Source organism: Enterobacter sp. A8 (genome assembly GCF_004296595.1).
Lineage (GTDB): Bacteria > Pseudomonadota > Gammaproteobacteria > Enterobacterales > Enterobacteriaceae > Enterobacter > Enterobacter cloacae.
In genome coordinates, this window is record NZ_SCMF01000003.1 from 1 (window position 1) to 23,007 (window position 23,007).

General features: G+C 53.0%; 21 protein-coding genes, 1 tRNA gene and 2 rRNA genes. 4 read left to right on the top strand and 20 right to left on the bottom strand.

Annotation, left to right across the window (positions count from 1 at the left end; all coding sequences use genetic code 11):
* The first annotated feature begins 3 nt into the window (after nt 1-3).
* From rrf (EQV24_RS11895) to rrf (EQV24_RS11905), 3 genes are all read left to right on the top strand, one after another.
* Nucleotides 4-119: ribosomal RNA gene (rrf, locus tag EQV24_RS11895) — 5S ribosomal RNA — on the top strand.
* 14 nt (nt 120-133) lie between these two features.
* Nucleotides 134-209: transfer RNA gene (locus EQV24_RS11900), tRNA-Thr, on the top strand.
* Between the two features lie 43 nt (nt 210-252).
* Nucleotides 253-368: ribosomal RNA gene (gene rrf / locus EQV24_RS11905) — 5S ribosomal RNA — on the top strand.
* A 106-nt stretch (nt 369-474) separates the two neighbouring features.
* On the opposite strand, the gene EQV24_RS11910 is transcribed toward rrf (EQV24_RS11905), so the two are convergent.
* From EQV24_RS11910 to EQV24_RS11940, 7 genes are all read right to left on the bottom strand, one after another.
* Nucleotides 475-1,233 (bottom strand): amino acid ABC transporter ATP-binding protein, encoded by a 759-nt coding sequence (locus EQV24_RS11910; RefSeq protein ID WP_013099005.1) that lies wholly within the window; start codon nt 1,231-1,233, stop codon nt 475-477.
* Between the two features lie 7 nt (nt 1,234-1,240).
* Nucleotides 1,241-2,344 carry an amino acid ABC transporter permease gene (locus EQV24_RS11915; protein ID WP_130626774.1) on the bottom strand — a complete coding sequence of 368 codons (1,104 nt, stop codon included), beginning with the start codon at nt 2,342-2,344 and terminating at the stop codon, nt 1,241-1,243.
* Between the two features lie 9 nt (nt 2,345-2,353).
* Nucleotides 2,354-3,535, bottom strand: a complete 1,182-nt coding sequence (locus tag EQV24_RS11920) for an amino acid ABC transporter permease (RefSeq protein WP_013099003.1) — start codon at nt 3,533-3,535, stop codon at nt 2,354-2,356.
* 67 nt (nt 3,536-3,602) lie between these two features.
* Complete coding sequence (locus tag EQV24_RS11925; protein WP_013099002.1) at nt 3,603-4,628, bottom strand: amino acid ABC transporter substrate-binding protein; 1,026 nt, start codon at nt 4,626-4,628, stop codon at nt 3,603-3,605.
* A 470-nt stretch (nt 4,629-5,098) separates the two neighbouring features.
* Nucleotides 5,099-5,320 (bottom strand): lipoprotein, encoded by a 222-nt coding sequence (locus tag EQV24_RS11930; protein WP_013099001.1) that lies wholly within the window; start codon nt 5,318-5,320, stop codon nt 5,099-5,101.
* Between the two features lie 293 nt (nt 5,321-5,613).
* Nucleotides 5,614-8,727: an efflux RND transporter permease subunit gene (locus EQV24_RS11935; RefSeq protein ID WP_130626633.1), complete on the bottom strand. Its 3,114-nt coding sequence runs from the start codon at nt 8,725-8,727 to the stop codon at nt 5,614-5,616.
* An 11-nt stretch (nt 8,728-8,738) separates the two neighbouring features.
* The gene (locus tag EQV24_RS11940) at nt 8,739-9,878 is read right to left on the bottom strand and encodes an efflux RND transporter periplasmic adaptor subunit (RefSeq protein WP_013098999.1); all 1,140 of its coding nucleotides are present in this window, start codon (nt 9,876-9,878) and stop codon (nt 8,739-8,741) included.
* A gap of 386 nt (nt 9,879-10,264) precedes the next feature.
* Here EQV24_RS11940 and envR point away from each other — a divergent pair, with 386 nt between their 5' ends.
* On the top strand, nt 10,265-10,984 hold the full coding sequence (gene envR, locus EQV24_RS11945) for an acrEF/envCD operon transcriptional regulator (protein WP_130626634.1): 720 nt from the start codon (nt 10,265-10,267) through the stop codon (nt 10,982-10,984).
* On the opposite strand, the gene EQV24_RS11950 is transcribed toward envR, so the two are convergent.
* The 13 genes from EQV24_RS11950 to EQV24_RS12010 form a co-directional block, all read right to left on the bottom strand.
* Entirely contained in the window at nt 10,900-12,981 is a 2,082-nt protein-coding gene (locus tag EQV24_RS11950) for a bifunctional diguanylate cyclase/phosphodiesterase (protein ID WP_045902593.1), read from the bottom strand. The genes envR and EQV24_RS11950 overlap by 85 nt on opposite strands.
* A 139-nt stretch (nt 12,982-13,120) precedes the next feature.
* Nucleotides 13,121-13,285 (bottom strand): DUF2556 family protein, encoded by a 165-nt coding sequence (locus EQV24_RS11955; protein WP_013098997.1) that lies wholly within the window; start codon nt 13,283-13,285, stop codon nt 13,121-13,123.
* A 180-nt stretch (nt 13,286-13,465) separates the two neighbouring features.
* Nucleotides 13,466-13,762 (bottom strand): DNA-binding transcriptional regulator Fis, encoded by a 297-nt coding sequence (fis, locus tag EQV24_RS11960; RefSeq protein WP_000462905.1) that lies wholly within the window; start codon nt 13,760-13,762, stop codon nt 13,466-13,468.
* A 23-nt stretch (nt 13,763-13,785) separates the two neighbouring features.
* Nucleotides 13,786-14,751 carry a tRNA dihydrouridine synthase DusB gene (gene dusB / locus EQV24_RS11965; protein ID WP_130626635.1) on the bottom strand — a complete coding sequence of 322 codons (966 nt, stop codon included), beginning with the start codon at nt 14,749-14,751 and terminating at the stop codon, nt 13,786-13,788.
* 329 nt (nt 14,752-15,080) lie between these two features.
* Nucleotides 15,081-15,962 carry a 50S ribosomal protein L11 methyltransferase gene (gene prmA / locus EQV24_RS11970; RefSeq protein WP_014833498.1) on the bottom strand — a complete coding sequence of 294 codons (882 nt, stop codon included), beginning with the start codon at nt 15,960-15,962 and terminating at the stop codon, nt 15,081-15,083.
* An 11-nt stretch (nt 15,963-15,973) separates the two neighbouring features.
* Nucleotides 15,974-17,425 carry a sodium/pantothenate symporter gene (gene panF / locus EQV24_RS11975; protein ID WP_020687390.1) on the bottom strand — a complete coding sequence of 484 codons (1,452 nt, stop codon included), beginning with the start codon at nt 17,423-17,425 and terminating at the stop codon, nt 15,974-15,976.
* On the bottom strand, nt 17,415-17,657 hold the full coding sequence (locus tag EQV24_RS11980) for a YhdT family protein (protein WP_013098993.1): 243 nt from the start codon (nt 17,655-17,657) through the stop codon (nt 17,415-17,417). Before EQV24_RS11980 ends, panF begins: the two co-directional genes overlap by 11 nt.
* A 108-nt stretch (nt 17,658-17,765) precedes the next feature.
* On the bottom strand, nt 17,766-19,115 hold the full coding sequence (gene accC, locus EQV24_RS11985) for an acetyl-CoA carboxylase biotin carboxylase subunit (RefSeq protein WP_003860388.1): 1,350 nt from the start codon (nt 19,113-19,115) through the stop codon (nt 17,766-17,768).
* Nucleotides 19,116-19,125: 10 nt separating this feature from the next.
* Nucleotides 19,126-19,590 carry an acetyl-CoA carboxylase biotin carboxyl carrier protein gene (accB, locus tag EQV24_RS11990; protein ID WP_013098992.1) on the bottom strand — a complete coding sequence of 155 codons (465 nt, stop codon included), beginning with the start codon at nt 19,588-19,590 and terminating at the stop codon, nt 19,126-19,128.
* Nucleotides 19,591-19,611: 21 nt separating this feature from the next.
* The gene (gene aroQ, locus EQV24_RS11995) at nt 19,612-20,064 is read right to left on the bottom strand and encodes a type II 3-dehydroquinate dehydratase (RefSeq protein WP_013098991.1); all 453 of its coding nucleotides are present in this window, start codon (nt 20,062-20,064) and stop codon (nt 19,612-19,614) included.
* A 233-nt stretch (nt 20,065-20,297) separates the two neighbouring features.
* The gene (gene msrQ, locus EQV24_RS12000) at nt 20,298-20,897 is read right to left on the bottom strand and encodes a protein-methionine-sulfoxide reductase heme-binding subunit MsrQ (protein WP_130626636.1); all 600 of its coding nucleotides are present in this window, start codon (nt 20,895-20,897) and stop codon (nt 20,298-20,300) included.
* On the bottom strand, nt 20,898-21,899 hold the full coding sequence (gene msrP / locus EQV24_RS12005) for a protein-methionine-sulfoxide reductase catalytic subunit MsrP (RefSeq protein ID WP_040021899.1): 1,002 nt from the start codon (nt 21,897-21,899) through the stop codon (nt 20,898-20,900).
* 77 nt (nt 21,900-21,976) lie between these two features.
* On the bottom strand, nt 21,977-22,951 hold the full coding sequence (locus EQV24_RS12010; RefSeq protein WP_023620881.1) for an MDR family oxidoreductase: 975 nt from the start codon (nt 22,949-22,951) through the stop codon (nt 21,977-21,979).
* Nucleotides 22,952-23,007 lie beyond the last annotated feature (56 nt).

Here is a 23,007-nt window from a genome sequence, read left to right on the forward strand (position 1 = left end):
TTGCCTGGCGGCTTTAGCGCGGTGGTCCCACCTGACCCCATGCCGAACTCAGAAGTGAAACGCCGTAGCGCCGATGGTAGTGTGGGGTCTCCCCATGTGAGAGTAGGGAACTGCCAGGCATCAAATTTAGTGTGCTGATATGGCTCAGTTGGTAGAGCGCACCCTTGGTAAGGGTGAGGTCCCCAGTTCGACTCTGGGTATCAGCACCACTTTATACTTAGGTTAAAGTTCGGCAAGAAGTAAAAGAATTTGTCTGGCGGCTTTAGCGCGGTGGTCCCACCTGACCCCATGCCGAACTCAGAAGTGAAACGCCGTAGCGCCGATGGTAGTGTGGGGTCTCCCCATGTGAGATTAGGGAACTGCCAGACATCAAATAAGTGAAAAGGCCATCCGAAAGGATGGCCTTTTTGCATTTCTACACGGCACACAGCGTAGGCCGGGTACGGCGAAGCCGCCACCCGGCATAACAAACGATTAGTGAATCACCTGTGACAGGAATGCTTGCGTGCGTTCTGACTTCGGATGCGCAAAGAACTCATCCGGTGGCGCCTGTTCAACAATCTCTCCGCGATCCATAAAGATCACCCGGTCAGCCACGGTTCTGGCGAACCCCATTTCATGTGTCACGCACAGCATAGTCATTCCGGATTGCGCCAGTCCAATCATGGTATCCAGAACTTCTTTCACCATTTCAGGATCCAGCGCTGAAGTTGGCTCATCAAAAAGCATAATTTTGGGCTTCATGCACAGTGAACGGGCGATAGCCACACGCTGCTGCTGGCCACCCGATATCTGGCCTGGAAATTTATTGGCGTGCTCAGCAATACGTACACGTTCCAGATAGTGCATCGCTAACGCTTCAGCTTCCTTTTTTGGCATTTTGCGCACCCAAATCGGCGCAAGCGTACAGTTCTGCAGCACCGTCAGATGGGGGAACAGGTTAAAGTGCTGAAACACCATCCCGACTTCCTGACGCACGCGTTCGATGTTGCGAATGTCTTCATTCAGTTCGATACCATCAACAACAATACGCCCCTGCTGATGCTCCTCAAGGTGATTGATGCAGCGAATGGTTGTCGATTTCCCGGACCCGGAAGGGCCGCAAAGGACAATGCGTTCGCCCTGCTTGACCTTAAGATTGATATCTTTCAGGACGTGAAATTGCCCGTACCATTTATTCACGTTTTCCAGCGTAATCATCGCGTCGGCGGGTGTCATAGTTATTTGGCTCATAATTTCCTCAGTGCGGTGTACGCCCGGTGTTAAAGCGCTTTTCCAGATACTGGCTATAGCGCGACATGCTAAAACAAAAGATCCAGTAGATCAGAGCAGCAAAGACATATCCTTCGGTGGACATGCCAAGCCAGACAGGGTCAACCGTTGCCTGTTGCACGCTGCTAAAGAGATCGAACAATCCGATAATGATCACGAGGCTGGTATCTTTGAAGAGGGCGATGATCGTGTTCACCAGCCCGGGGATAACCAGCTTGAGTGCCTGCGGAAGTATCACCAGCCCCTGTGTTTTCCAGTAACCGAGCGCCAGTGATTCCGCAGCCTCATACTGCCCTTTAGGCAATGCCTGCAGACCGCCACGCACCACTTCCGCAACGTAGGCTGACTGGAACAGAATGACTCCTACCAGGGCACGGATCAGTTTGTCTATCGTCGTGCCTTCTGCCATAAACAATGGCAGCATGACCGAAGACATAAAAAGGACGGTAATAAGCGGTACACCGCGCCAGAACTCAATGAAAATAACCGAGAGCACACGGACAACGGGCATTTTTGAGCGACGGCCAAGCGCCAGTAAAATGCCCCACGGCAGTGCGCCTGCGATCCCAACAGAAGCAATAATCAGCGTCAGCGTTAAGCCGCCCCATTGTCGGGTTTCCACGCGTTCCAGCCCCAGGAAACCACCGTACAACAGCACCCACACAACAATCGGATACACCACCGCCCAGCAGGCGATGTACCGTCCGCGTTGCGGCAGCCTTTTCCAGAACATCACGGCGATGGAGAGCAGCCCAATAACCAGCGCCAGATTGATTCGCCAGCGTTGTTCGTGCGGATACAATCCATACATGAACTGACCAAAACGCTCGTGGATAAACACCCAGCAAGCGCCAGCTTTTGTACAATCTGCCCGGGTTGAACCGACCCAGTTAGCCTGCAAGAAAGCCCAGTTAATGAGTGGCGGGATCAACTCCCACATCAGCCACAGACAAATTATTGTCAGCAGACTGTTACCCCAACTGGAGAACAGATTCTTACGCGCCCAGAGAATAAAACGTCCACCTGTCGGGTTGGCAGGACGCGAAGAGTGCGACAGTATCGCTTTTGTCATCATAGTTCCTTAGCGCTCGACCAGTGCGATACGGCGGTTATACAGGTTCATCAGCAACGAGATCGCCAGGCTGATAATCAGATAGACGGACATAGTGATGGCAATGGTTTCAATGGCCTGCCCTGTCTGGTTAAGCACGGTGCCGGCGAACAGTGACACCATATCCGGGTAGCCAATAGCGGCTGCCAGCGACGAGTTTTTGACAATATTGAGGTACTGGCTGGTCAGGGGCGGAATGATGACCCGTAACGCCTGTGGAATAATGACCTGTCGAAGCGTTACCGTATGAGGTAACCCCAGAGAGCGTGCTGCCTCGTGCTGTCCATGCGGGACTGCCTGGATCCCCGCCCGAATGATTTCGGCAATAAACGCAGACGTATAAATGGAAAGGGCCAGGGTCAGGGCCGCCAGTTCAGGAATTAACACCATCCCGCCCTGGAAGTTAAAGCCCCGCAAATGTGGGACATCCCAGTGTAACGCGGCACCAAAAAGCCAGTGTGTCAGGAGCGGCAGACCGATAATCAAAAGCGCCGCAATTGGCCATGTCTTGCGAAGCTGCCCGGTTTTGATCTGATGTTTGCGGTTATAGCGAAATAGCCCGGCAGAGAGGGCGAGCGCGATGATAATCGCGGCGATAAAAGCATATATCCCTTCTGCGAGTTCAGGAGAAGGAATATAGAGTCCACGGTTGCTCAGGAAAAACAGATCGAAGGCATCGACAGCCTGACGTGGGCCCGGAAGGTTACGCAGTACGGCGAAATACCAGAAAAAAATCTGCAGCAGCGGCGGGATATTACGGAACGTCTCAATGTAAATGGTGGACAGCTTTCGCAGCAGCCAGTTATCTGACAGGCGAGCGAGGCCAATAAAAAAGCCCAGTATGGAGGCGAAAACAATACACAGCGCGGAGACCAGCAGTGTATTGAGTAAACCGACGAGGAACACGCGGCCGTAGGTATCGCCTTCCTGATAGTCAATAAGATGCTGAACAATGCCAAAACCCGCACTGCGATCCAGAAAAGCAAAGCCGGAGGTAATACCGCGATTATTCAGGTTGGTAACCGTGTTATGAATTAAATAAATGGCGATAAGAACAACCGCAAGAATGGCAATAATCTGGAATAGCCAGGCGCGGACCGCGGGATGAGAAAAGGATAGCGATCCTTTTACGGGGGAGCGGCGATGGAACATAAAGAAACCTCGGTAACCATGACTCTGGAGTGGGCACTGCGTTCACAGTGCCCGTTACAGCAAAGACTTAACGTACTGGCGGTGCGTACTGAATACCGCCGTTATTCCAGAGATTGTTCTGGCCGCGTTTGATCTTCAGCGGGCTTTCCGATCCCACGTTGCGCTCAAAGATCTCAGCGTAGTTGCCCACCTGTTTAATGATGTGGTACGCCCACTTGTTATCCAGCTTCAGATCCTTGCCAAAATCGCCTTCTGTGCCCAGCAGGTGTGCCATATCCGGGGTAGACGGTTTGGCAGCTTTCTCATCGACGTTTTTCGAGCTGATGCCCATCTCTTCTGCATTTAACATGGCGAACAGGGTCCAGCGAACGATAGAGAACCAGTCTTCGTCGCCACGGCGAACGACGGGACCAAGGGGCTCTTTAGAGATGACTTCAGGCAGGACGATCCACTCTGCCGGGTTACTCAGCTTAATACGCAGCGCGTAGAGCTGTGACTGGTCAGACGCCAGCGTATCGCAACGGCCAGATTCCAGCGCTTTGGCTGATTCATCAGAGCGATCGAATGTCACCGGGGTGTACTTCATATTATTCGCTTTGAAATAATCGGCGACGTTAAGCTCGGTATCGGTACCGGCCTGAATACACACGGTCGCACCGTCCAGCTCTTTGGCGCTTTTCAGACCCGCTTTATTGTGGGTCAGGAAACCGATGCCGTCATAATAGGTGACACCGGTGAATGACATCCCCATGCCTGCATCACGGGAGGAGGTCCAGGTGGTATTACGGGAGAGCATGTCCACTTCGCCGGACTGCAGCGCGGTGAAACGTTCTTTGGCCGTCAGCGGGGTATATTTTACTTTGCTGTCATCGCCGAAAACGGCAGCGGCGACGCCCCGGCAGACGTCAACATCGATACCGGTAAATTTGCCGTTAGCATCGGCATAAGAGAAGCCAGGCAAACCGTCGCTGATACCGCACTGAACAAAACCTTTCTTTTTCACGGCATCCAGCGTTGTGCCCGCATGGGCCTGACCCGCAACAGCAAACAACATACCCGCAGCGGCCAGGCTGGCTATCATCGTCTTTTTCATAATGCATCCTGTGTGGCTAAATTTATCGTTATTTAGGTGTTTTAAACACTTTTACCCATCTGTGGCGTTGGCCGACGTTTATATAGCAAACGTAATGCCAGGTTTCGCGCTCGATGAAATAAGCGATAAGTGAACGCTTAATGCTGAGTGTAGACAGGCTTAAATAAAAGGAGCGCCCCGAAACGGTGCGAAATTACAACCTGTGCCACAAATCGGAGCAAAACTTTTAAGGAGGGTCAGAGAAAAAGAAGAGATAGTTTCCGGAGTGAATATTGGCCGGGTATTCAATAATATGAATGGGTGAAAATCATTAAAACTGAATACAAAATTAAAAAGGGGAAGTGAAAAAGAGGTGACAGGCTTCTGGCTAAAATTAATGGTGTGAATAAATACGGGTCTTTTACTGATTTGATATTACTGCACTCATTCAAAGCAAAAGCGCGGCCAGAGCCGCGCTTTCTGAACAGATGTTATCGGGTCAGGGCAACAATACCCAGCGTCAACCCCGCCACCGCGGCAGCACCACCAGCGATAGCACCTGCTGTTTCCCAGTTATCCTGAGTGGTACCTTTCATACAGGTATTGGTATGAACCAGTCGGCCCTGATCGTCGTATACCGGTACACATGGAGAGTCGTGCGCGCATCCAGCCAGCAGCGCAGCGAGTAGTGCAACGGAAATGAATCTTTTCATGATGTTACCTCAGTATTATTTCGCGTCCGCTATAAAGCCAGGAGGGCTATTAACGAACTGGAGGTTATTTTACCACCGGGATAAGCCCACGTTACACGAGGAATAATCTCAAATTATGTTGTTTGTAAACATCGTGGAGAAAAGTGTTTCGTCAGAACGAATTAATGGAGAAATTATGGAGTAACAACGTGGCGTTCTTACTTAATGCAAACTGACTCTTTTTAACACTGCGATCTTAATACACTGTTTATCTTAAAATAAAAAAGGCACCAGAGGTGCCTTTCAGGTATTCATTACTCTTTATGGCGCGTAAAGCGTCGCCGGACGACCACAAAGAAAACGGGCACGAAGAAGATAGCCAGAAGCGTTGCGGAAAGCATGCCCCCCATGACCCCTGTCCCGACCGCGTTTTGCGCACCGCTCCCGGCGCCATGGCTGATCACCAGCGGCATGACGCCAAGAATAAAGGCGAGCGAGGTCATCAGGATCGGTCGAAGGCGCATTCTTGATGCTTCCAGCGTGGCTTCAATGATGCCTTTACCCTCTTTTTCCATCAGATCTTTGGCAAACTCAACGATCAGAATGGCGTTTTTAGCCGACAAACCAATCGTTGTCAGCAAACCCACCTGGAAATAGACGTCATTGTTTAAGCCACGTAACGCTGCTGCAACCAGCGCCCCAATGACTCCCAGCGGAACCACCAGCATCACTGAGAAGGGAATGGACCAGCTTTCGTAAAGAGCAGCCAGACAAAGGAACACCACAATCAGTGAAATAGCGTACAACGCAGGCGCCTGATTTCCGGAAAGTCGTTCCTGATAAGACATTCCTGTCCAGTCATACCCGATGCCGGAAGGCAGTTTTGCAGCAAGACTTTCCATCAGCGCCATGGCCTCACCGGTACTTTTCCCGGGTGCGGACTCACCGATGATCTCCATGGATGGCATCCCGTTATAGCGCTCCAGGCGAGGTGAACCGTACACCCAGTGCGAGGTGCTAAAGGCGGAGAAAGGTACCATCTCACCATTTGCGCTGCGTACATACAGGTTGCTGATGTCACCAGGCAGCATACGGAAGTGCGCATCAGCCTGGACATAGACCTTTTTCACGCGGCCATGATCGATAAAGTCATTTACATAAGTTCCACCCAGGGCCGTCGAGATGGTCTGGTTGACGTCAGAAAGACTGATGCCCAGCGCCTGAGCCTTCTCCTGGTCGACATCCAGTTTAAACTGCGGGGTATCTTCCAGACCATTTGGCCGCACGCGCACCAGCATGTCAGGGTGCGCTTTCACCATTCCGAGCAGCTCATTCCGCGCCTGCGTCAGCGAGGTATGCCCCAGGTTTGCCTGATCAATCAGTTCGAAGTCGAAGCCCGTTGCGGTTCCCAGTTCGATAATCGCAGGCAGGTTAAATGGAAATACGAGCCCATCTTTTATCTGACTGAAGGCTTTTGTCGCGCGGCCAACAATCGCCTCAACGCTATTTTCCGCTCCCGGTCGTGCTTCCCAGGGCTTCAGGCTGATAAAGGCAATACCGGCGTTCTGGCCCTGGCCGCTAAAACTAAAGCCATTAACGGTAAAGACAGATTCAACATTGGCCTTCTCGTTTTTCAGATAATAGTTCTGGACCTGATCGAGGACCTGCTGTGTACGCGTCTGGGTCGCACCGGCCGGAAGTTGCACCATCGTCATAAATACCCCCTGGTCCTCTTCGGGCAGGAAGGAGGTGGGCAAGCGCAGGAACAGCACCGCCATGCCACCCACAATGATGATGTACACCACCAGGTAGCGGCCGGTCTTGCGTAAAATGCCGCTCACGCTGTTGCTGTAGTGCTCCACGCTGCGGTCAAAAAGCGCATTAAACCAGCCAAAGAAACCGCCTTTCTTTTCATGGTGATCGCCGGATACCGGTTTAAGCAGGGTTGCGCACAACGCGGGGGTCAGGATCAGGGCGACCAATACGGAGAGCGCCATTGCCGAAACGATGGTCAGTGAAAACTGGCGATAGATGGCCCCGGTCGAGCCACCGAAAAATGCCATCGGGATAAAGACTGCCGACAGCACCATGGCTATACCCACCAGTGCGCCCTGAATCTGTTCCATCGACTTCTGCGTCGCCTCTTTCGGCGGCAGTTTGTCTTCTACCATCACGCGTTCGACGTTCTCAACGACCACGATGGCATCATCAACCAGCAAGCCTATTGCCAGTACCATCCCGAACATCGTCAGGGTATTGATGGAGAATCCGAACGCCGCCAGCACCGCGAAGGTACCCAGCAAAACAACCGGCACCGCGATAGTGGGGATAAGTGTCGCGCGCAGGTTTTGCAGGAACAGATACATCACCAGGAAGACGAGGATGATCGCTTCAAACAGGGTTTTTACCACTTCGTGAATAGAGATCTTCACAAACGGCGTGGTGTCGTACGGATAAACCACCTTCAGACCCTGTGGGAAGAATTGCTGCAGTTGCGCCAGCTTGCGCTTGATGGCCGCCGCCGTATCCAGCGCATTTGCACCGGTCGCCAGCTTAATCCCCAGGCCGGTTGCGGCCTGCCCGTTGATTTTGGTCACCATATTGTAGTTTTCACCGCCCAGTTCAATGCGTGCGACATCCTTCAGGTGCACCATCGAGCCGTCCTGGTTCACCTTCAGCGTCACGCGGCCAAACTCTTCCGGTGATTTCAGGCGGGTTTGCGCAATGATCGAGGCGTTCAATTGCTGGCCCGGCACGGACGGCGTTCCGCCTAGCTGGCCTGCCGCTATCTGGTCATTCTGGGTTTTCAGTTGATTAATAATGTCCAGCGGCGTCAGCTGGTATTTATTCATCGCGTTACTGTCGAGCCAGATGCGCATTGCATACTGGGCACCAAACAGCTGAACATCACCCACCCCAGTGGTTCGACTAATGGCATCTTTCACATTCGAGGCGACGTAGTCGGAAATGTCATCCTGCGAGAGGCTTTTATTGTCTGAAACAAAGCCAGCCACCAGCAGGAAGCTGCTGCTGGACTTCTCAACGCCGATCCCTTGTTGCTGCACTTCCTGCGGCAGCAGCGGCATGGCGAGCTGAAGTTTATTCTGAACCTGAACCTGGGCGATATCCGGGTCTGTACCAGACTCAAAGGTCAGGGTGATGGTGACATTACCTGCAGAATCGCTGGTGGATGACATATACATCAGGTTATCGATGCCGTTCATATTCTGTTCGATAACCTGCGTCACGGTATCCTGCACCGTCTGCGCATCTGCGCCAGGGTAGGTTGCGGTTATAGCAACCGCGGGTGGGGCGATAGTTGGATACTGCGCTACGGGCAGTTTGAGGATCGCCAGCCCACCTGCAATCATCAAAATGATGGCGAGTACCCAGGCGAAAACCGGCCTCTGGATAAAGAAATTAGCCATGACGTCGTTCCTTAACCGGCTGGAGTCGTAGAGGTATCGGGTGTGGCGACGACGGTAGCCCCAGGTTTGGCTTTTTGTAACCCACTGACAATCACGCGGTCACCGTTTTTCAGCCCCTCTGTGACCAGCCAGCGATCGCCAATGGCCTGAGAGGCAACGACGGTGCGTGACTCAACCTGGTTTTTGTCGTTAACAATCAGGACGGTTGCATCCCCACGCGGCGTGCGGGTGACGCCTTGCTGTGGGATCAGAATCGCATTCGGCTGCGTACCCTCATTAATGCGGGCGCGTACAAACATTCCCGGTAACAGCAGGTGTTGCGGATTCGGGAAAATCGCCCGCAGAGTGATGGAGCCAGTGCTTTCATCAACCGTCACATCAGAAAACTGCAGCGTGCCTTTTAGCGGATAGGGCTGACCATTCTCCATCAACAGCTCGACGGTGCTGGTGGTCTCCCCTTTTTGCAGGCTTGTCTGCTTCAGACGCATAAAATCATTGCTGGACTGGGTGACATCGACATACATCGGATCCAGTTGCTGTACCGTTGCCAGGGCGTTTGCCTGGCCGTTGGTGACGAGAGCTCCCTCGGTCACGCTGGATTTACCAATGCGACCATCGACGGGAGAGGTGACTTTGGTATAGGCAAGGTTGATGCGTGCGCTTTCAACTCCTGCTTTTGCAGCAACGACGCTGGCATCCGCCTGCTGAGCCGTTGCAACGGCCTGGTCGTACTCCTGCTTACTGACATACTGTGTGCCCACCAGCGGGAGATAACGTTTCACCGTCAGGTGCGCAATATTGGCTGCCGCCTGGGCTTTCGCCAGCTCTCCTTTTGCGCTGTCATACGCCGCCTGATAGCTGGCGGGATCGATCTGATAAAGTGACTGACCAGCTTTGACATCGCTGCCTTCGGTGAAATTGCGACGCAGGATAATGCCGCTAACCTGAGGACGCACTTCCGCAACGCGAAACGCATCTGTTCTGCCCGGCAGCTCTGTTGTCACAGTGAGGGGGGCACTTTTGACAATGTGTACACTCACCTGAGGCGGCTGCGGTTGATGTTGCTGATTTTCCTGCCCATCGCATCCGGCAAGCAGTGCGGCGCAGACAATAAAACCGGTTAAGGGCAAGCGTCTGAAATGATTCGTCATTACTGTTCCTTTAAATACCCATTAACCGATATTTCCGTGGATCGGTGACAGGGTAGGGGACAAAAACAAAAAATGTAGCTGCGTATAATAATGAGGGTATTTAATGTTTTTTAATTTATAAGTGCGGATAAATGCGGCAGGAAAGAAAATCAGAAGAAGGCTTTGCGTTTACAGCAATATACTTTAACAAAAGTAATCAGGAGAGTGATGTTTCATAGAGGGCATTCATCTGTTTTGTGAATTTAATTATTGGTATGTATTTACCTCAGTTATAAATAAAGCGAGTTGACTTTTTTTGTGCAGAATTCACCTTGTCTTTCATGAATACTTCCGATTACAAAACCCTACTAAACAGCTTAATTCTTGTGAGTAACGAGTAGTCGTCCATGGCGCGTAAAAAGAAAGCAGAGGCTCAACAAACCCGTCAACAGCTGATTGAAGCGGCTATTGGGCAGTTTGCGACACGTGGCGTAACCAACACAACGCTGACGGATATCGCCGATGCGGCAAAGGTGACGCGTGGGGCCGTCTATTGGCATTTCACCAGTAAAACAGAGATATTTAATGCTATCTGGGAACAGCAATTGCCGCTTCGCGATCTCATTCGCGACAGACTTTCTCTTTCCGAAAAAGATGATCCCTTGTTAATGCTTCGTGAGCAATTTATCACTGCGTTGCAATATATTGCGCATGAGCCTCGCCAGTGCGCGCTGTTACAGATTTTGTATCATAAGTGTGAATTTACCAGTGATATGGTTTCCGAGTATGAAATCAGGAAACGTATTGGTTTCAACAATGATTTTCTACGTGCGACACTGGAGCGCTGTATTTCACGAAACATCATTTCTTCGCAGGTGAATGTGGATTTAACGTTGATAGTGTTCCACGGATTTTTTAGCGGAATAATTAAAAACTGGTTAATGAATAACGACAGCTTCAACCTCTATCAACAGGCACCTGCTCTGGTCGATAACATTCTGGCGACACTCCCGGTGATGCGCGTGTCGCCACGTGAAGAGTCTTACGACTCGGTGTCGGGCAAGATCTCTCCCTGCTCGCAAAGCGTTTCAATGGTCTGCGCACTGACAGGCTTTCCTAACAAATAGCCCTGAAGGGTATTACAGCCCAGTTCCGTCAAAAAGGCTTGCTGTGCTTCGGTTTCCACCCCTTCAGCCACCACTTTCAGATTCAGCGTTTTCGCCAGGGCGACAATCGCGGAGACAATGGTCGCATCTTCGCTTTCTCCACTGAGCTCTTTTACAAACGCCCTGTCGATTTTCAATTCACAGGCGGGTAAGCGTTTAAGATACAGCAGGCTCGAGTAGCCGGTACCAAAGTCATCAATAGAGGCTTTCACACCCGCATTCGTCAGCTCTGTCAGCACCCGCACGCTCTCATCCGGGTTACTCATCGCAGTGGTTTCCGTCACTTCAAGGATCAGCATTTCCGGCGGTACCTGATGACGTGTCAGACAATCAAGCACCGTACTCACCAGAGAAGGTTGTTCAAACTGAAGTGTCGACAGGTTCACCGCCATTGACCAGTTTTGATGCCCTTTAAGGTGCCATTCCCGCAACTGGCGGCAGGCTTCGTTGATAACCCAGTTGCCAATGGGAATGATCTGTCCCGTTTTTTCCGCCAGCGGCAGGAACAGGTCTGGCGTAAGCAATCCCAGCTTCGGGTGTTGCCAGCGCAGGAGTGCCTCAAACCCGAGTACGGGGCCTGCCGGCGCGTGGAATTTGGGCTGATAATGCAGCTGTAGCTCATTACGATCGATGGCCAGCCACAGATCGTTCATCAGTTGCAAATGGGTTTGCGCCAGCGTGTTCATGGAGGGCTGGAAAAAGTGATAACCGTTACGGCCCATATGCTTGGTGTGGTACATCGCCGCATCGGCGTTAAACATCAGCTCGCGTTCGGTTTTGCCATCGTGAGGATAAAGCGCAATGCCAATACTGAGGGTCACCACCAGTTCATACGGATCCACATTGAATGGACTATCGATAGTGCGCACCAGGGCATTGGCAAGGGAGGCTGCATCGTCCGGCCCCCCAACTTCTGCCAGCAGAACAAATTCATCACCGCCAATACGTGCAAGAGTGAACTGGCCTTTCAGGGGGAGCAGCAGGCGTTGCGTAACGGCAACCAGCAGTTTATCGCCGACATCATGCCCGTAGGCGTCATTGACGGTTTTAAAGCCGTCGAGATCCATAAACATCAATGCGAAATGCGTGCCTTCACGATCTGCTTTGTTGATGGCCTGATCGAGTCGATCTTCCAGCAGGATACGATTGGGCAGGCGCGTCAGCGTATCCTGTAGCGCCAGCTGGGCCAGCTCCCGGTTTGCTTCCGCCAGAGACGAGGCGAGGAGAGAGGTGCGTGCCTGCAGGCGCGCATCCAGCATCGACACCAGCAGGGTGATACCAAGGATGGCGAGTGCGACAACGCTCACCAGCACGGCCAGCCAGCTGCCGTTAATCCCCTCATGGTGAGCCATGGTCGACACTGGAAACTGTGCGGCTTTCATCCCCGCATAATGCATTCCGGCAATCGCAATCCCCATCGTGATTGCAGCACCCATGCGCATCAGCGCGACCTGAGCGGCATCATGACGCAGGCGGAACGTCAGCCACAGTGCCGCGAGCGACGCAGCAAGCGCAATAGCGACTGATATCGCCACCCATGTTTTATCCCAGATAATACCGGGCGTAACCTCCAGGGCCGCCATGCCGGTGTAATGCATGGCCACGATACCGGTTCCCATGACTAGTGCACCGGGCAGCAGACGGCGCAAACGCAGCTGCTCGCAGCTGACAAGCCACAGCGCAAACAAGGATGAACCCACGGCGATAACCATCGATAACCCCGTCAGGGTGGCGTTGTAGCTCATGCTCATGGAGAGATCCATCGCCAGCATGCCGATAAAATGCATCGCCCATACGCCAATACCCATTGCAACACCACCACCGGCCAGCCAGATGCGCGCTGCCACGCCCTGACTTCCCGCCACACGCGCGGCCATATTCAGCGCGGTATAGGCAGCAAGGATAGCGACAACAAAGGAGAGGACGACAAGGATATGGTTGTATTGGCTAACCAGCATGATCGGTTCAACTCGAGTGTGAGGTTACGCAAGGGCGGTGGTGAAGGGCGAGACATTATCATCGTAAGGTAATGACTCAAAGGGATTTAAATCCCCGTTTTTATTAAGTGATTTCGGGGTTTTTGACGACGTTGGCGGCTCAGTCCAGCTCTGAACAATTGACGAGTTTAAGCGGGTTCACGGAATCCATATTGCGACACTTATCGGTTTCGGTGCTCATCAGTTCAATCCACTGCATCAGCAGCGCATCAAAGAGAAAAACTGAGACAGCAAAGACAACCAGCCACCAGTATTTACGAATCATTATGACATTCCGGGAGAAGAGAGCCAGTAAGGTGGTGGAAATATACACGAAAAGCGGCGGTTGAAAAGTGGGGAAAGCGAAGGTTTACAAAGCGTTGACGGTGGCAAATGTGGAGCAATAAAAAAGGCGCATCCCCATGCCAGGTAGCGCCTTTTTAAACAAGCATTTCGCTAACCGAAATTAGTTCATGCCGTATTTTTTCAGTTTCTTACGCAGAGTACCACGGTTGATACCCATCATCAGCGCAGCGCGGGTTTGGTTACCGCGGGTGTATTGCATCACCATGTCCAACAGTGGCTGTTCAACTTCAGCCAGTACCAGCTCATACAGGTCATTAACATCCTGACCATTCAGTTGAGCAAAATAGTTCTTCAGTGCCTGTTTAACCGAGTCACGCAGGGGTTTTTGAGTTACCTGATCCTGAGAGTTAACGGTAGAAACGGTCAGTACGTCAGAATTTACGCGTTGTTCGAACATAGTTCTGTCAGCTCTTTATTTCATTACGCAAGATTTTCGAAGTATGCCTCCAACGCCTCCAGCTGTTCGCTGGCATCCTCTATGGCGTTGAATGTGCGCCGAAACTGGTCATTTGGAGCGTGCTCCTGGAGATACCAGGAGACGTGTTTACGCGCAATTCGGTACCCTTTTGCCTGGCCGTAGTGGTCATGCAGTTCCCGAACATGCGAACAAAGCAAGCGCTTAACCTCTGCCAGTGGCAGCGGGGCAAGCAGCTCCCCAGTGTCCAGATAATGCTGGATTTCCCGAAAGATCCAGGGTCTTCCCTGAGCTGCACGTCCTATCATCAGAGCATCAGCTCCCGTATAGTCGAGCACAGCTCTGGCTTTAAGCGGGTCAGTAATGTCGCCATTCGCGATAATCGGAATGGAAACTTTCTGCTTAACTGCCCGAATGCTGTCGTATTCAGCTTCACCGTTGAACAAACAGGCGCGAGTGCGTCCATGAATGGTCAGGGCCTGAATGCCACAGTCTTCGGCCAGTTGGGCAATCTCTACACAGTTACGGTGTTCCGGCGACCAACCCGTGCGAATCTTCAACGTAACAGGAACGTCCACTGCGCTGACAACCGCCGTCAGGATTGACTTCACCTGGTCGGGGTATTGCAGAAGGGCTGAACCTGCAAGCTTGCGATTCACTTTTTTGGCCGGGCAACCCATGTTGATATCAATAATCTGGGCGCCACTTTCCACGTTAATCCGCGCGGCATCTGCCATCTCTTCAGGCATACTTCCGGCGATTTGCACGGTGCGAATACCTGGTTCATCAATGTGCACCATCCGAAGGCGGGATTTATCGCTTTCCCAGACCTGCGGGTTAGACGACATCATCTCGGAAACGGTTAAACCGGCTCCCATCTCATAACACAGCGTCCTGAACGGCCGGTCGGTAATACCTGCCATTGGGGCTGCGATCAGGCGATTTCTGAGCTGGTGGTGTCCGATGCGCATGAGTTAAGAAATGACCATACTGTGACTGCAAGGCGGCGTATATTACGCATTTTTTGCACGAGATGAAAGGCCAAACTTTGAACAATCCACTGTTGTAGATCAAGGAATCGCCACCCAGTCACAATGATGAAAATTATTTTTTATTTAAATCATTATGTTATGTATTAACGGCGATTTTATGACCGCTTACAATTTCCCGTAACTTCTCATCATTTCTCAAAAAATGAATCCGTTGAGCGGGATATTCTGCTGTTTTTAGCAGCAGACTCTCCCGCTTCTATGCGATCTGCGTCGCATTTTAGAACATCATCTCAGTACGAAAAATGTTCTTATTTTTTACGGCCCGTGATGCGGCACCACTCTTCTTTTTCCACCACCGGATCGAGGGTGAAGAGATCGGCGTAGGCTTCGCAGACGCTGTCAGCCTGGCTTGCCAGGATCCCGGAAAGCCCCAGCAGACCGCCCTCAACGGGCAGCACGCTGATTAACGGTGCAAGCTCGCGTAATGGGCCTGCCAGGATGTTAGCGACCACCACATCGGCTTTCATGGCCTCTGGCTGCGCGTCCGGCAGATACAGCTCAAGGCGATCGGAAACGCCGTTACGCTCGGCGTTATCACGACTGGCCTGAATGGCCTGCGGATCGATATCGATCCCGATGGCTTTTGCGGCGCCCAGCTTCAGGGCGGCAATGGCGAGGATCCCGGATCCACAGCCGAAGTCGATCACGGTTTTCCCTTCCAGATCCAGGCCATCCAGCCACTGCAGGCACAGTGAGGTGGTCGGGTGGGTGCCGGTACCGAATGCCAGACCCGGGTCGAGCATCACGTTGACCGCGTTTTCATCGGGAACTTCGCGCCAGCTTGGGCAGATCCACAGACGCTTGCCAAACTGCATGGGGTGGAAGTTATCCATCCACTCGCGTTCCCAGTCTTTGTCTTCCAGTTGTTCGATTTTGTGCGCAAAACCCGCGCCCAGCAGAGGATGATGTTCCAGAATCGCGACCACTTCTTTCATGTCGGTTTCGGCATCAAACAGGCCAATCACGTCGGTATCGCCCCACAGGCGCGTTTCGCCCGGCAGCGGCTCAAAGACCGGCGTGTCATGCGTGTCCTGGAAGGTGATAGAGACCGAGCCGGCCTCCATCAGCGCATCGCTCAGCTCTTCGGCGTGAGCACCGGTTGTGTTCAGTTTTAGTTGGATCCACGGCATGGCAAAACTCTTTATTTATCAGTAGACATCATAGCGGGTTGTGGGACGGGTTGACCGAAACGGTTCCCCACCACAAACGCCAGTAAACTTAACAGTAACGAAGGCACAATTGGATGGAAGCCCAGGTACTGGATCTTAAAGGTAGCGAGCACGGCGTACACGACACCGCCAACAATCATGCCGCTTAGCGCGCCCGCAGCATTCGCGCGTTCCCAGTACAGGCCAAGCACCAGCGGCCACAGGAAAACAGCTTCAAGGCCGCCAAACGCAAGCAGGTTCAGCCAGATGATCATCTCCGGTGGACGCCAGGCGGCCAGCAGCAGCAGTGCCCCTAATAACAGCGTAATCACTGCAGACATCCGCTTTAAGCGTCGTTCGTTTTTCAACTGCTCGGGACGCAAATTCAGATAGAGATCTTTGATAATCGTAGCGGAACTTTGCAGCAACTGAGCGTTGATCGTCGACATAATGGCGGCCATCGGTGCGGCAAGGAAAATCCCGGCAGCAAAGGGGGGGAGGACTTTAACCATCAGGGTAGGGATCACCAGGTCGGGCACGGTAAGATCTGGGATCACCGCACGACCTAATGCACCCGCCAGATGCATTCCCAGCATCAGTATCGCCACCACAATGGTCCCGATAATAATGCCGCGATGAACCGCTTTACTGTCCTTATAGGAGATACACCGTACAGCGGTATGCGGCAGTCCAATGACGCCGAAGCAGACCAGCACCCAGAAGGAGGTCATAAAGGTGGGTGAAAGAATGTCATCTGCGCCCTCTGGAGTGACCAGTTTCGGGTCAATCGCCTCCAGGGTTTCAACAGCATGGCTCAGGCCGCCTGCCGCATGGACAATCCCCACCAGCAGCACAATGGTTCCAATGAGCATCACCATGCCCTGCAGGGTGTCGTTCAGTACGCTGGCGCGGAATCCACCAAACGCCGTATAAAGCGCGATACTGATCCCAAAGATAAGCAGGCCAGTCTCGTAAGGGATCCCTGCTGCGGTTTCAAGCAGACGTGCACCGCCAATAAACTGCACCGTCATCGCACCCACAAAGGCGACCAGCAGGCTTAGACTTGCCAGCCATACCAGTAAACGGCTGCGGTAGCGGGCAAACAGCATGTCGTTCAGCGTCACGGCATTATAGCGACGCGCCAGAATAGCGAACTTCTTGCCGAGTATACCCAGCGAAAGCCAGATAGCCGGGAGCTGGATCATCGCCAGCAGCACCCAGCCTAACCCATATTTATAGGCTGCCCCGGGACCGCCAATAAATGAGCTGGCGCTGATATAGGTGGCGGTGAGCGTCATCGCTAACACAATGCCGCCCATTGAACGGCTGCCGAGGAAATATTCGTTCAGGAAGGTGCCGGTTGCCCTTTTGCGCATGGCATACACGGACACGCCAAACACGACCAACAAATACGCGATAAGCGGCAGAATGACTTCAAGCTGCATCGTCGTCCTCCAGCGGGATATCGCGATAAATGAATTTCACCATTGCCCAGCACAGCAGGATAAAAATCAGCGGTACCAGCAGACAGGCCATTTCAAACCAGTGAGGCAGGCCGGTGATGCCAATTGCAGAATCAGGTAAGTAAGCGGTTACCAACCATGCGGCAAGATAGAGAAGGGTCAGCCACAGCGCCCAGCGCGCTTCTTTATGGGCCTGAACAAAACGTTTGTCCATTTTTTGTCCCTTGTGGATGAAGAAAGCGGGGATTGTACATGATGGGCCTTGACGATCCCCAGAAATAAAAAAGGCCGGTTAAACCGGCCTTTTAGCATAGATGCTTTCTTACTTCTCGTTGAGACCGAGTTTTTTCTCCAGATAGTGGATGTTCGTCCCACCATTCTGGAAGTGCTCGTCGCTCATGATGCGCATCTGCAGATCAACGTTGGTTTTGATACCGTCGATGATTAGCTCCTGCAGGGCGTTCTTCATGCGGGCAATCGCCACGTCACGGTTTTCGCCGTAGCAGATAAGCTTACCGATCATTGAGTCATAGTACGGCGGTACGGTGTAACCGGCGTAGATATGAGACTCCCAACGCACGCCAAAGCCACCCGGCGCGTGGAAACGCGTGATTTTACCCGGGCTTGGCAGGAAGGTGTTCGGGTCTTCGGCGTTGATACGGCACTCGACCGCATGGCCTTTGACCACTACTTCTTCCTGTTTGATGGACAGAGGCTGGCCGGCAGCGATACGCAGCTGCTCTTTGATCAGGTCAACGCCGGTGATCATTTCGGTAACCGGGTGTTCAACCTGAATACGGGTGTTCATCTCAATGAAGTAGAACTCACCATTTTCGAACAGGAATTCGAAGGTACCCGCCCCGCGATAGCCGATGTCGACACACGCTTTGGCACAACGCTCGCCGATGTAGCGACGCAGTTCCGGGGTAATGCCCGGTGCTGGTGCTTCTTCGACCACTTTCTGGTGACGACGCTGCATGGAGCAGTCACGTTCTGCCAGATAGATAGCGTTACCCTGACCGTCAGCCAGCACCTGAATTTCGATGTGGCGTGGGTTTTCCAGGTATTTTTCCATGTACACCATGTCATTGCTGAACGCTGCTTTCGCTTCCGCTTTGGTCATGGAGATGGATTGTGCCAGTTCAGCGTCGCTGCGCACTACGCGCATACCGCGACCGCCGCCGCCGCCGGACGCCTTGATGATCACCGGGTAGCCAATGCGTTTAGCATGTGCACGGTTTGCATCCATGTCGTCAGTCAGCGGGCCGTCAGAACCTGGAACGGTTGGAACACCGGCTTTTTTCATCGCGGTGATTGCAGACACTTTGTCACCCATCAGGCGGATGGTGTCAGCTTTCGGGCCGATGAAGATAAAGCCAGAGCGTTCAACTTGCTCAGCAAAGTTGGCGTTCTCGGAGAGGAAGCCATAACCCGGGTGAATTGCCACCGCGCCAGTGATTTCAGCGGCGCTGATGATTGCCGGGATGTTCAGATAGCTTTTTACGGACGGAGCCGGGCCGATACAGACCGTCTCATCCGCCAGCAATACGTGTTTTAAATCGCGGTCCGCGCTTGAGTGCACAGCGACAGTCTTGATGCCCAGTTCTTTACAGGCACGAAGAATACGCAGTGCGATCTCGCCGCGGTTGGCGATAACAATTTTATCCAGCATGTTCGCCTCGTTACTCGATGACGACCAGCGGCTCGTCAAATTCTACCGGCTGACCACTTTCGACCAGAATCGCCTTCACAGTACCTGATTTGTCTGCTTCGATCTGGTTCATCATTTTCATGGCTTCAACGATACACAGGGTATCGCCTACGTTGACTTTCTGACCCACTTCGATGAACGCCTTCGCGTCCGGGCTCGGGGTGCGGTAGAAAGTACCAACCATTGGGGAACGTACGATGTGACCACTGATTTCTGCTGCAGCGGCAGGTGCGGCTTCAGTTGCTGCTGGTGCAACGGCTGCAGAGAGCGCAGGCTGCTGCACTGGCGCAGCATAAGCTTGCTGCATTACCGGGAAGCTAGCGGCTGGGGCTGCACGGCTGATACGTACAGACTCTTCGCCTTCAGAAATTTCCAGTTCGGAGATGCCTGATTCTTCAACCAGCTCGATCAGTTTTTTAATCTTACGAATATCCATGAGTGGGTTCCGTACTCTTGTTTAGTGTGATTGTGACAGGCGTTTTACCGCTGTCTGTAAAGCGTATGAATAACCGTCTGCGCCCAGTCCGCAGATAACGCCAGCGGCGATATCCGACAGATACGAATGGTGGCGGAACGGCTCTCGGGCGTGCACGTTGCTGAGGTGGATCTCGATAAACGGGATACTCACCGCCAGCAGTGCGTCGCGGATAGCAACACTGGTGTGCGTAAACGCGGCCGGATTGATCAGGATATAGTCCACAGTGTCTTTAGCCTGATGAATACGGTCGATGAGTGCGTACTCCGCGTTTGACTGAAAATGATCCAAATCCACATTCAGTGACGCTGCTTCCGTGCCCAAACGGTTAACAATTTCACTCAATGTCAGCGTGCCATACTTCTCTGGCTCACGGGTGCCGAGCATGTTCAGGTTCGGTCCGTTTAAAACTAAGATTCGGAATTTTTCTGCCATTGTGTCGCTATCTCCTGCGAATCTCGGGTAAAAACCAAAATATACCTTTGAAACGCGAAAGTCACCTGATGACTTTCCTAAAATGCATTCAGGAAAACCAAAGTCGCACATTATAACGATTTCGTAGCATTTGGCAGCTAAATACTGGTCTTATCAGGGAAGATTATCAACCGCTATCCGAAAAAGAATGGCGGTTGATAAGTAATCTGCGGGAAAACGCACAGTTTCGCGAACTATCGCAACCACTGGCGGAACTTCTTGTAACGCCATGCTAAAAGCGCCAAAGCCAGCAGCGCGTAGAGGATGGGCTGAGGCGAGAGGATCTTCACGGACCACAAATAATGGATGGGTGCGAGGATCGCGACAAGATAGACGAAGTTGTGCAGCAACTGCCAGCGCTTACCCAGTTTTCGCTGCGCATATTGCGTGGAGGTCAGCGCTAATGCCAGTAACACCAGCCAACTGACAATGCCCAGCGTCAGATAAGGACGCGTGACCAGTTCGCGGCCCAGCAGTGCCAGGTTGTTAATCCCCAGTTCCAGCAGCGCGTAGCTGGTCAGGTGCAACGTGGCCCAGGCAAAACACCATAGCCCTAAAAGCCGACGTGTGCGTATCAATAATGGCTGTTTAGCGTAGCGCGCCAGCGGCGAAACCAGCAAGGTCGCCAGTAAAAATTTCAGAGCCATCCGACCGGTAAAGTGCTGGATATCTTTGGCCGGATCGGCACTAAAGAGCCCCTGGCTGGCGGCCCAGAACAACCAGATAAAAGGGAGCAACCCGGCTAAATGCAGCAGCACTTTCAGCCAGGTTACATGTTTTGCCGTTAAACGCACTCAGAAGTTCTCCCGTAAATTGAGGCCACGGTAGAGCGACGCCACTTCATCCGCATAGCCGTTAAAAAGCAGCGTGGGCTGACGCTTCACATCCAGCGCACCGCCAGAACCGATAAACCGTTCCGTCGCCTGCGACCAGCGTGGGTGATCGACATGTGGGTTCACGTTGGCGAAGAAACCGTATTCGTCCGGCGCGGCGAGATTCCATGTTGTGGGCGGACGCTCACGGGTGAGCTTAATACTGACGATCGATTTAATGCCCTTGAAGCCATATTTCCACGGTACCGTTAGCCGGATGGGGGCGCCGTTCTGCGGCGGGAGCGCTTTACCGTAAACGCCGACGGTCAGAAGGGTAAGAGGATGCATGGCTTCGTCAAGGCGTAATCCTTCTACATAAGGATATGCAAGCCCACCGCCGATGAACCGGTCCTTCTGGCCTGGCATCTCGTCCGGGGCGTAACGCGTCTGGAATGCGACATATTTCGCATTGCTGGTGGGTTCAACCATTGCCAGCAGCTTATGCAGCGGAAAACCTACCCACGGTACCACCATCGACCAGGCTTCCACGCAGCGCATACGATAAATGCGTTCCTCTAACGGGAAACGGGTGGTGAGATCGTGATGATCCAGCGTTAAGGGTTTTGCCACTTCGCCGTCAATTTTCAACGTCCACGGATCGGTTTTCATGCTGCCTGCATTGGCCGCAGGATCGGCTTTATCAAGCCCAAATTCGTAGAAGTTGTTATAACCGGTGACCTTATCTTCTGGCGTGAGCGTCAGTTTGTTTTGCCACTCGGCAGGTTTCGTAAAGGTGAGCGGGGCACCTGAAGGGGCTTTTGGCCGATCGTTGCCTTTAAACCAGTCGAGCAAATCAGCGTGAGCCGCAGGTGTGAGCGTCAACGCGGTGGCACTGATGCCAAGCATTTTCAGGATCTGGCGGCGCTGTAACATAAAGACAGATTCGGACGTTACGTCGGCTTCCGTCAGTTTTCGGGTTTTCATGGCATCCTCCGTCATGCGTTTTTCTAAGCATGACGGAGGAGAAGGATTAGCGCGAATATGTCACGAAAATTTGAAGATTAGGCAATTTTTACCAGCGCGCGGCCATGGAACTGATTATCCATGATCTTACCGGCATATTCCGGCGCCTGGCTGAGGGCGATTTCGGTTGCACTCTGCGTGAAGAAGGACTCAGGCAGGTCGCGTACCAGACGCTCCCAGGCTTCTGCACGACGGGCCGCCGGAGTCATGACGGAATCCACACCCTGCAGGCGCACGTTACGCAGGATAAAGGGCATAACGGTGGTTGGCAGCGCAAAACCGCCCGCCAGACCGCAGGCCGCCACGCAGCCACCGTAGTTCATCTGCGCCAGCACTTTTGCCAGCACGTTATTTCCGACGGTATCCACCGCTCCGGCCCAGAGCTGTTTTTCCAGCGGACGGGTTTCGGCAAATTCGTCGCGGCCAAGAATGCGGCTGGCACCAAGCTGACGCAGGTAGTCATGGGTGCTTTCACGGCCTGAGACCGCGACGACCTGATACCCCAGTTTGTGCAGTAAAGCCACCGCCGTGCTGCCAACGCCACCGCTGGCCCCGGTCACGACTATCTCGCCTGACTCAGGGCGGATACCGGCATCTTCAAGGGCCATGACGCACAGCATGGCGGTAAAGCCTGCGGTGCCGATAATCATCGCTTTGCGGCCATCCAGCCCAGCAGGCATGGGCACCAGCCACTCGCCTTTCACCCGCGCCTGCGTTGCCAGCCCGCCCCAGTGATTTTCGCCGACGCCCCAACCGGTGAGCAGCACCTGCTGGCCGGCATGAAACCGCGGATCTTCGCTGGAATGAACGTGGCCTGCAAAATCAATCCCTGGCACCATCGGGAAATTTCGGATGATTTTACCTTTGCCGGTGATGGCCAGGGCATCCTTGTAATTCAGACTGGACCAGTCGATGTCGACGGTGACGTCGCCTTCGGGCAGACGGCTCTCATCAAGGGCTTGCACCGAGGCAACGGTATTGCCGTCCTGCTGTTCTAAGATCAAAGCCTGCATACAGGATCCTCACTATTCTGATGATTGGAAAATTCGTTCTGAAGACTATACTCGCT

Bases quoted from the DNA above. Each gene is read 5' to 3' on its own strand.
- EQV24_RS11910 (WP_013099005.1), bottom strand. From the start codon at position 1,233: ATGAGCCAAATAACTATGACACCCGCCGACGCGATGATTACGCTGGAA.
- fis (WP_000462905.1), bottom strand. From the start codon at position 13,762: ATGTTCGAACAACGCGTAAATTCTGACGTACTGACCGTTTCTACCGTT.
- msrP (WP_040021899.1), bottom strand. From the start codon at position 21,899: ATGAAAACCCGAAAACTGACGGAAGCCGACGTAACGTCCGAATCTGTC.
- accB (WP_013098992.1), bottom strand. From the start codon at position 19,590: ATGGATATTCGTAAGATTAAAAAACTGATCGAGCTGGTTGAAGAATCA.
- dusB (WP_130626635.1), bottom strand. From the start codon at position 14,751: ATGCGCATCGGACACCACCAGCTCAGAAATCGCCTGATCGCAGCCCCA.
- envR (WP_130626634.1), top strand. From the start codon at position 10,265: ATGGCGCGTAAAAAGAAAGCAGAGGCTCAACAAACCCGTCAACAGCTG.
- EQV24_RS11980 (WP_013098993.1), bottom strand. From the start codon at position 17,657: ATGGACAAACGTTTTGTTCAGGCCCATAAAGAAGCGCGCTGGGCGCTG.
- aroQ (WP_013098991.1), bottom strand. From the start codon at position 20,064: ATGGCAGAAAAATTCCGAATCTTAGTTTTAAACGGACCGAACCTGAAC.
- EQV24_RS11915 (WP_130626774.1), bottom strand. From the start codon at position 2,344: ATGACAAAAGCGATACTGTCGCACTCTTCGCGTCCTGCCAACCCGACA.
- prmA (WP_014833498.1), bottom strand. From the start codon at position 15,962: ATGCCGTGGATCCAACTAAAACTGAACACAACCGGTGCTCACGCCGAA.
- accC (WP_003860388.1), bottom strand. From the start codon at position 19,115: ATGCTGGATAAAATTGTTATCGCCAACCGCGGCGAGATCGCACTGCGT.
- EQV24_RS11930 (WP_013099001.1), bottom strand. From the start codon at position 5,320: ATGAAAAGATTCATTTCCGTTGCACTACTCGCTGCGCTGCTGGCTGGA.
- panF (WP_020687390.1), bottom strand. From the start codon at position 17,425: ATGCAGCTTGAAGTCATTCTGCCGCTTATCGCGTATTTGTTGGTCGTG.
- EQV24_RS12010 (WP_023620881.1), bottom strand. From the start codon at position 22,951: ATGCAGGCTTTGATCTTAGAACAGCAGGACGGCAATACCGTTGCCTCG.
- EQV24_RS11920 (WP_013099003.1), bottom strand. From the start codon at position 3,535: ATGTTCCATCGCCGCTCCCCCGTAAAAGGATCGCTATCCTTTTCTCAT.
- EQV24_RS11955 (WP_013098997.1), bottom strand. From the start codon at position 13,285: ATGATTCGTAAATACTGGTGGCTGGTTGTCTTTGCTGTCTCAGTTTTT.
- EQV24_RS11950 (WP_045902593.1), bottom strand. From the start codon at position 12,981: ATGCTGGTTAGCCAATACAACCATATCCTTGTCGTCCTCTCCTTTGTT.
- EQV24_RS11935 (WP_130626633.1), bottom strand. From the start codon at position 8,727: ATGGCTAATTTCTTTATCCAGAGGCCGGTTTTCGCCTGGGTACTCGCC.
- EQV24_RS11925 (WP_013099002.1), bottom strand. From the start codon at position 4,628: ATGAAAAAGACGATGATAGCCAGCCTGGCCGCTGCGGGTATGTTGTTT.
- EQV24_RS11940 (WP_013098999.1), bottom strand. From the start codon at position 9,878: ATGACGAATCATTTCAGACGCTTGCCCTTAACCGGTTTTATTGTCTGC.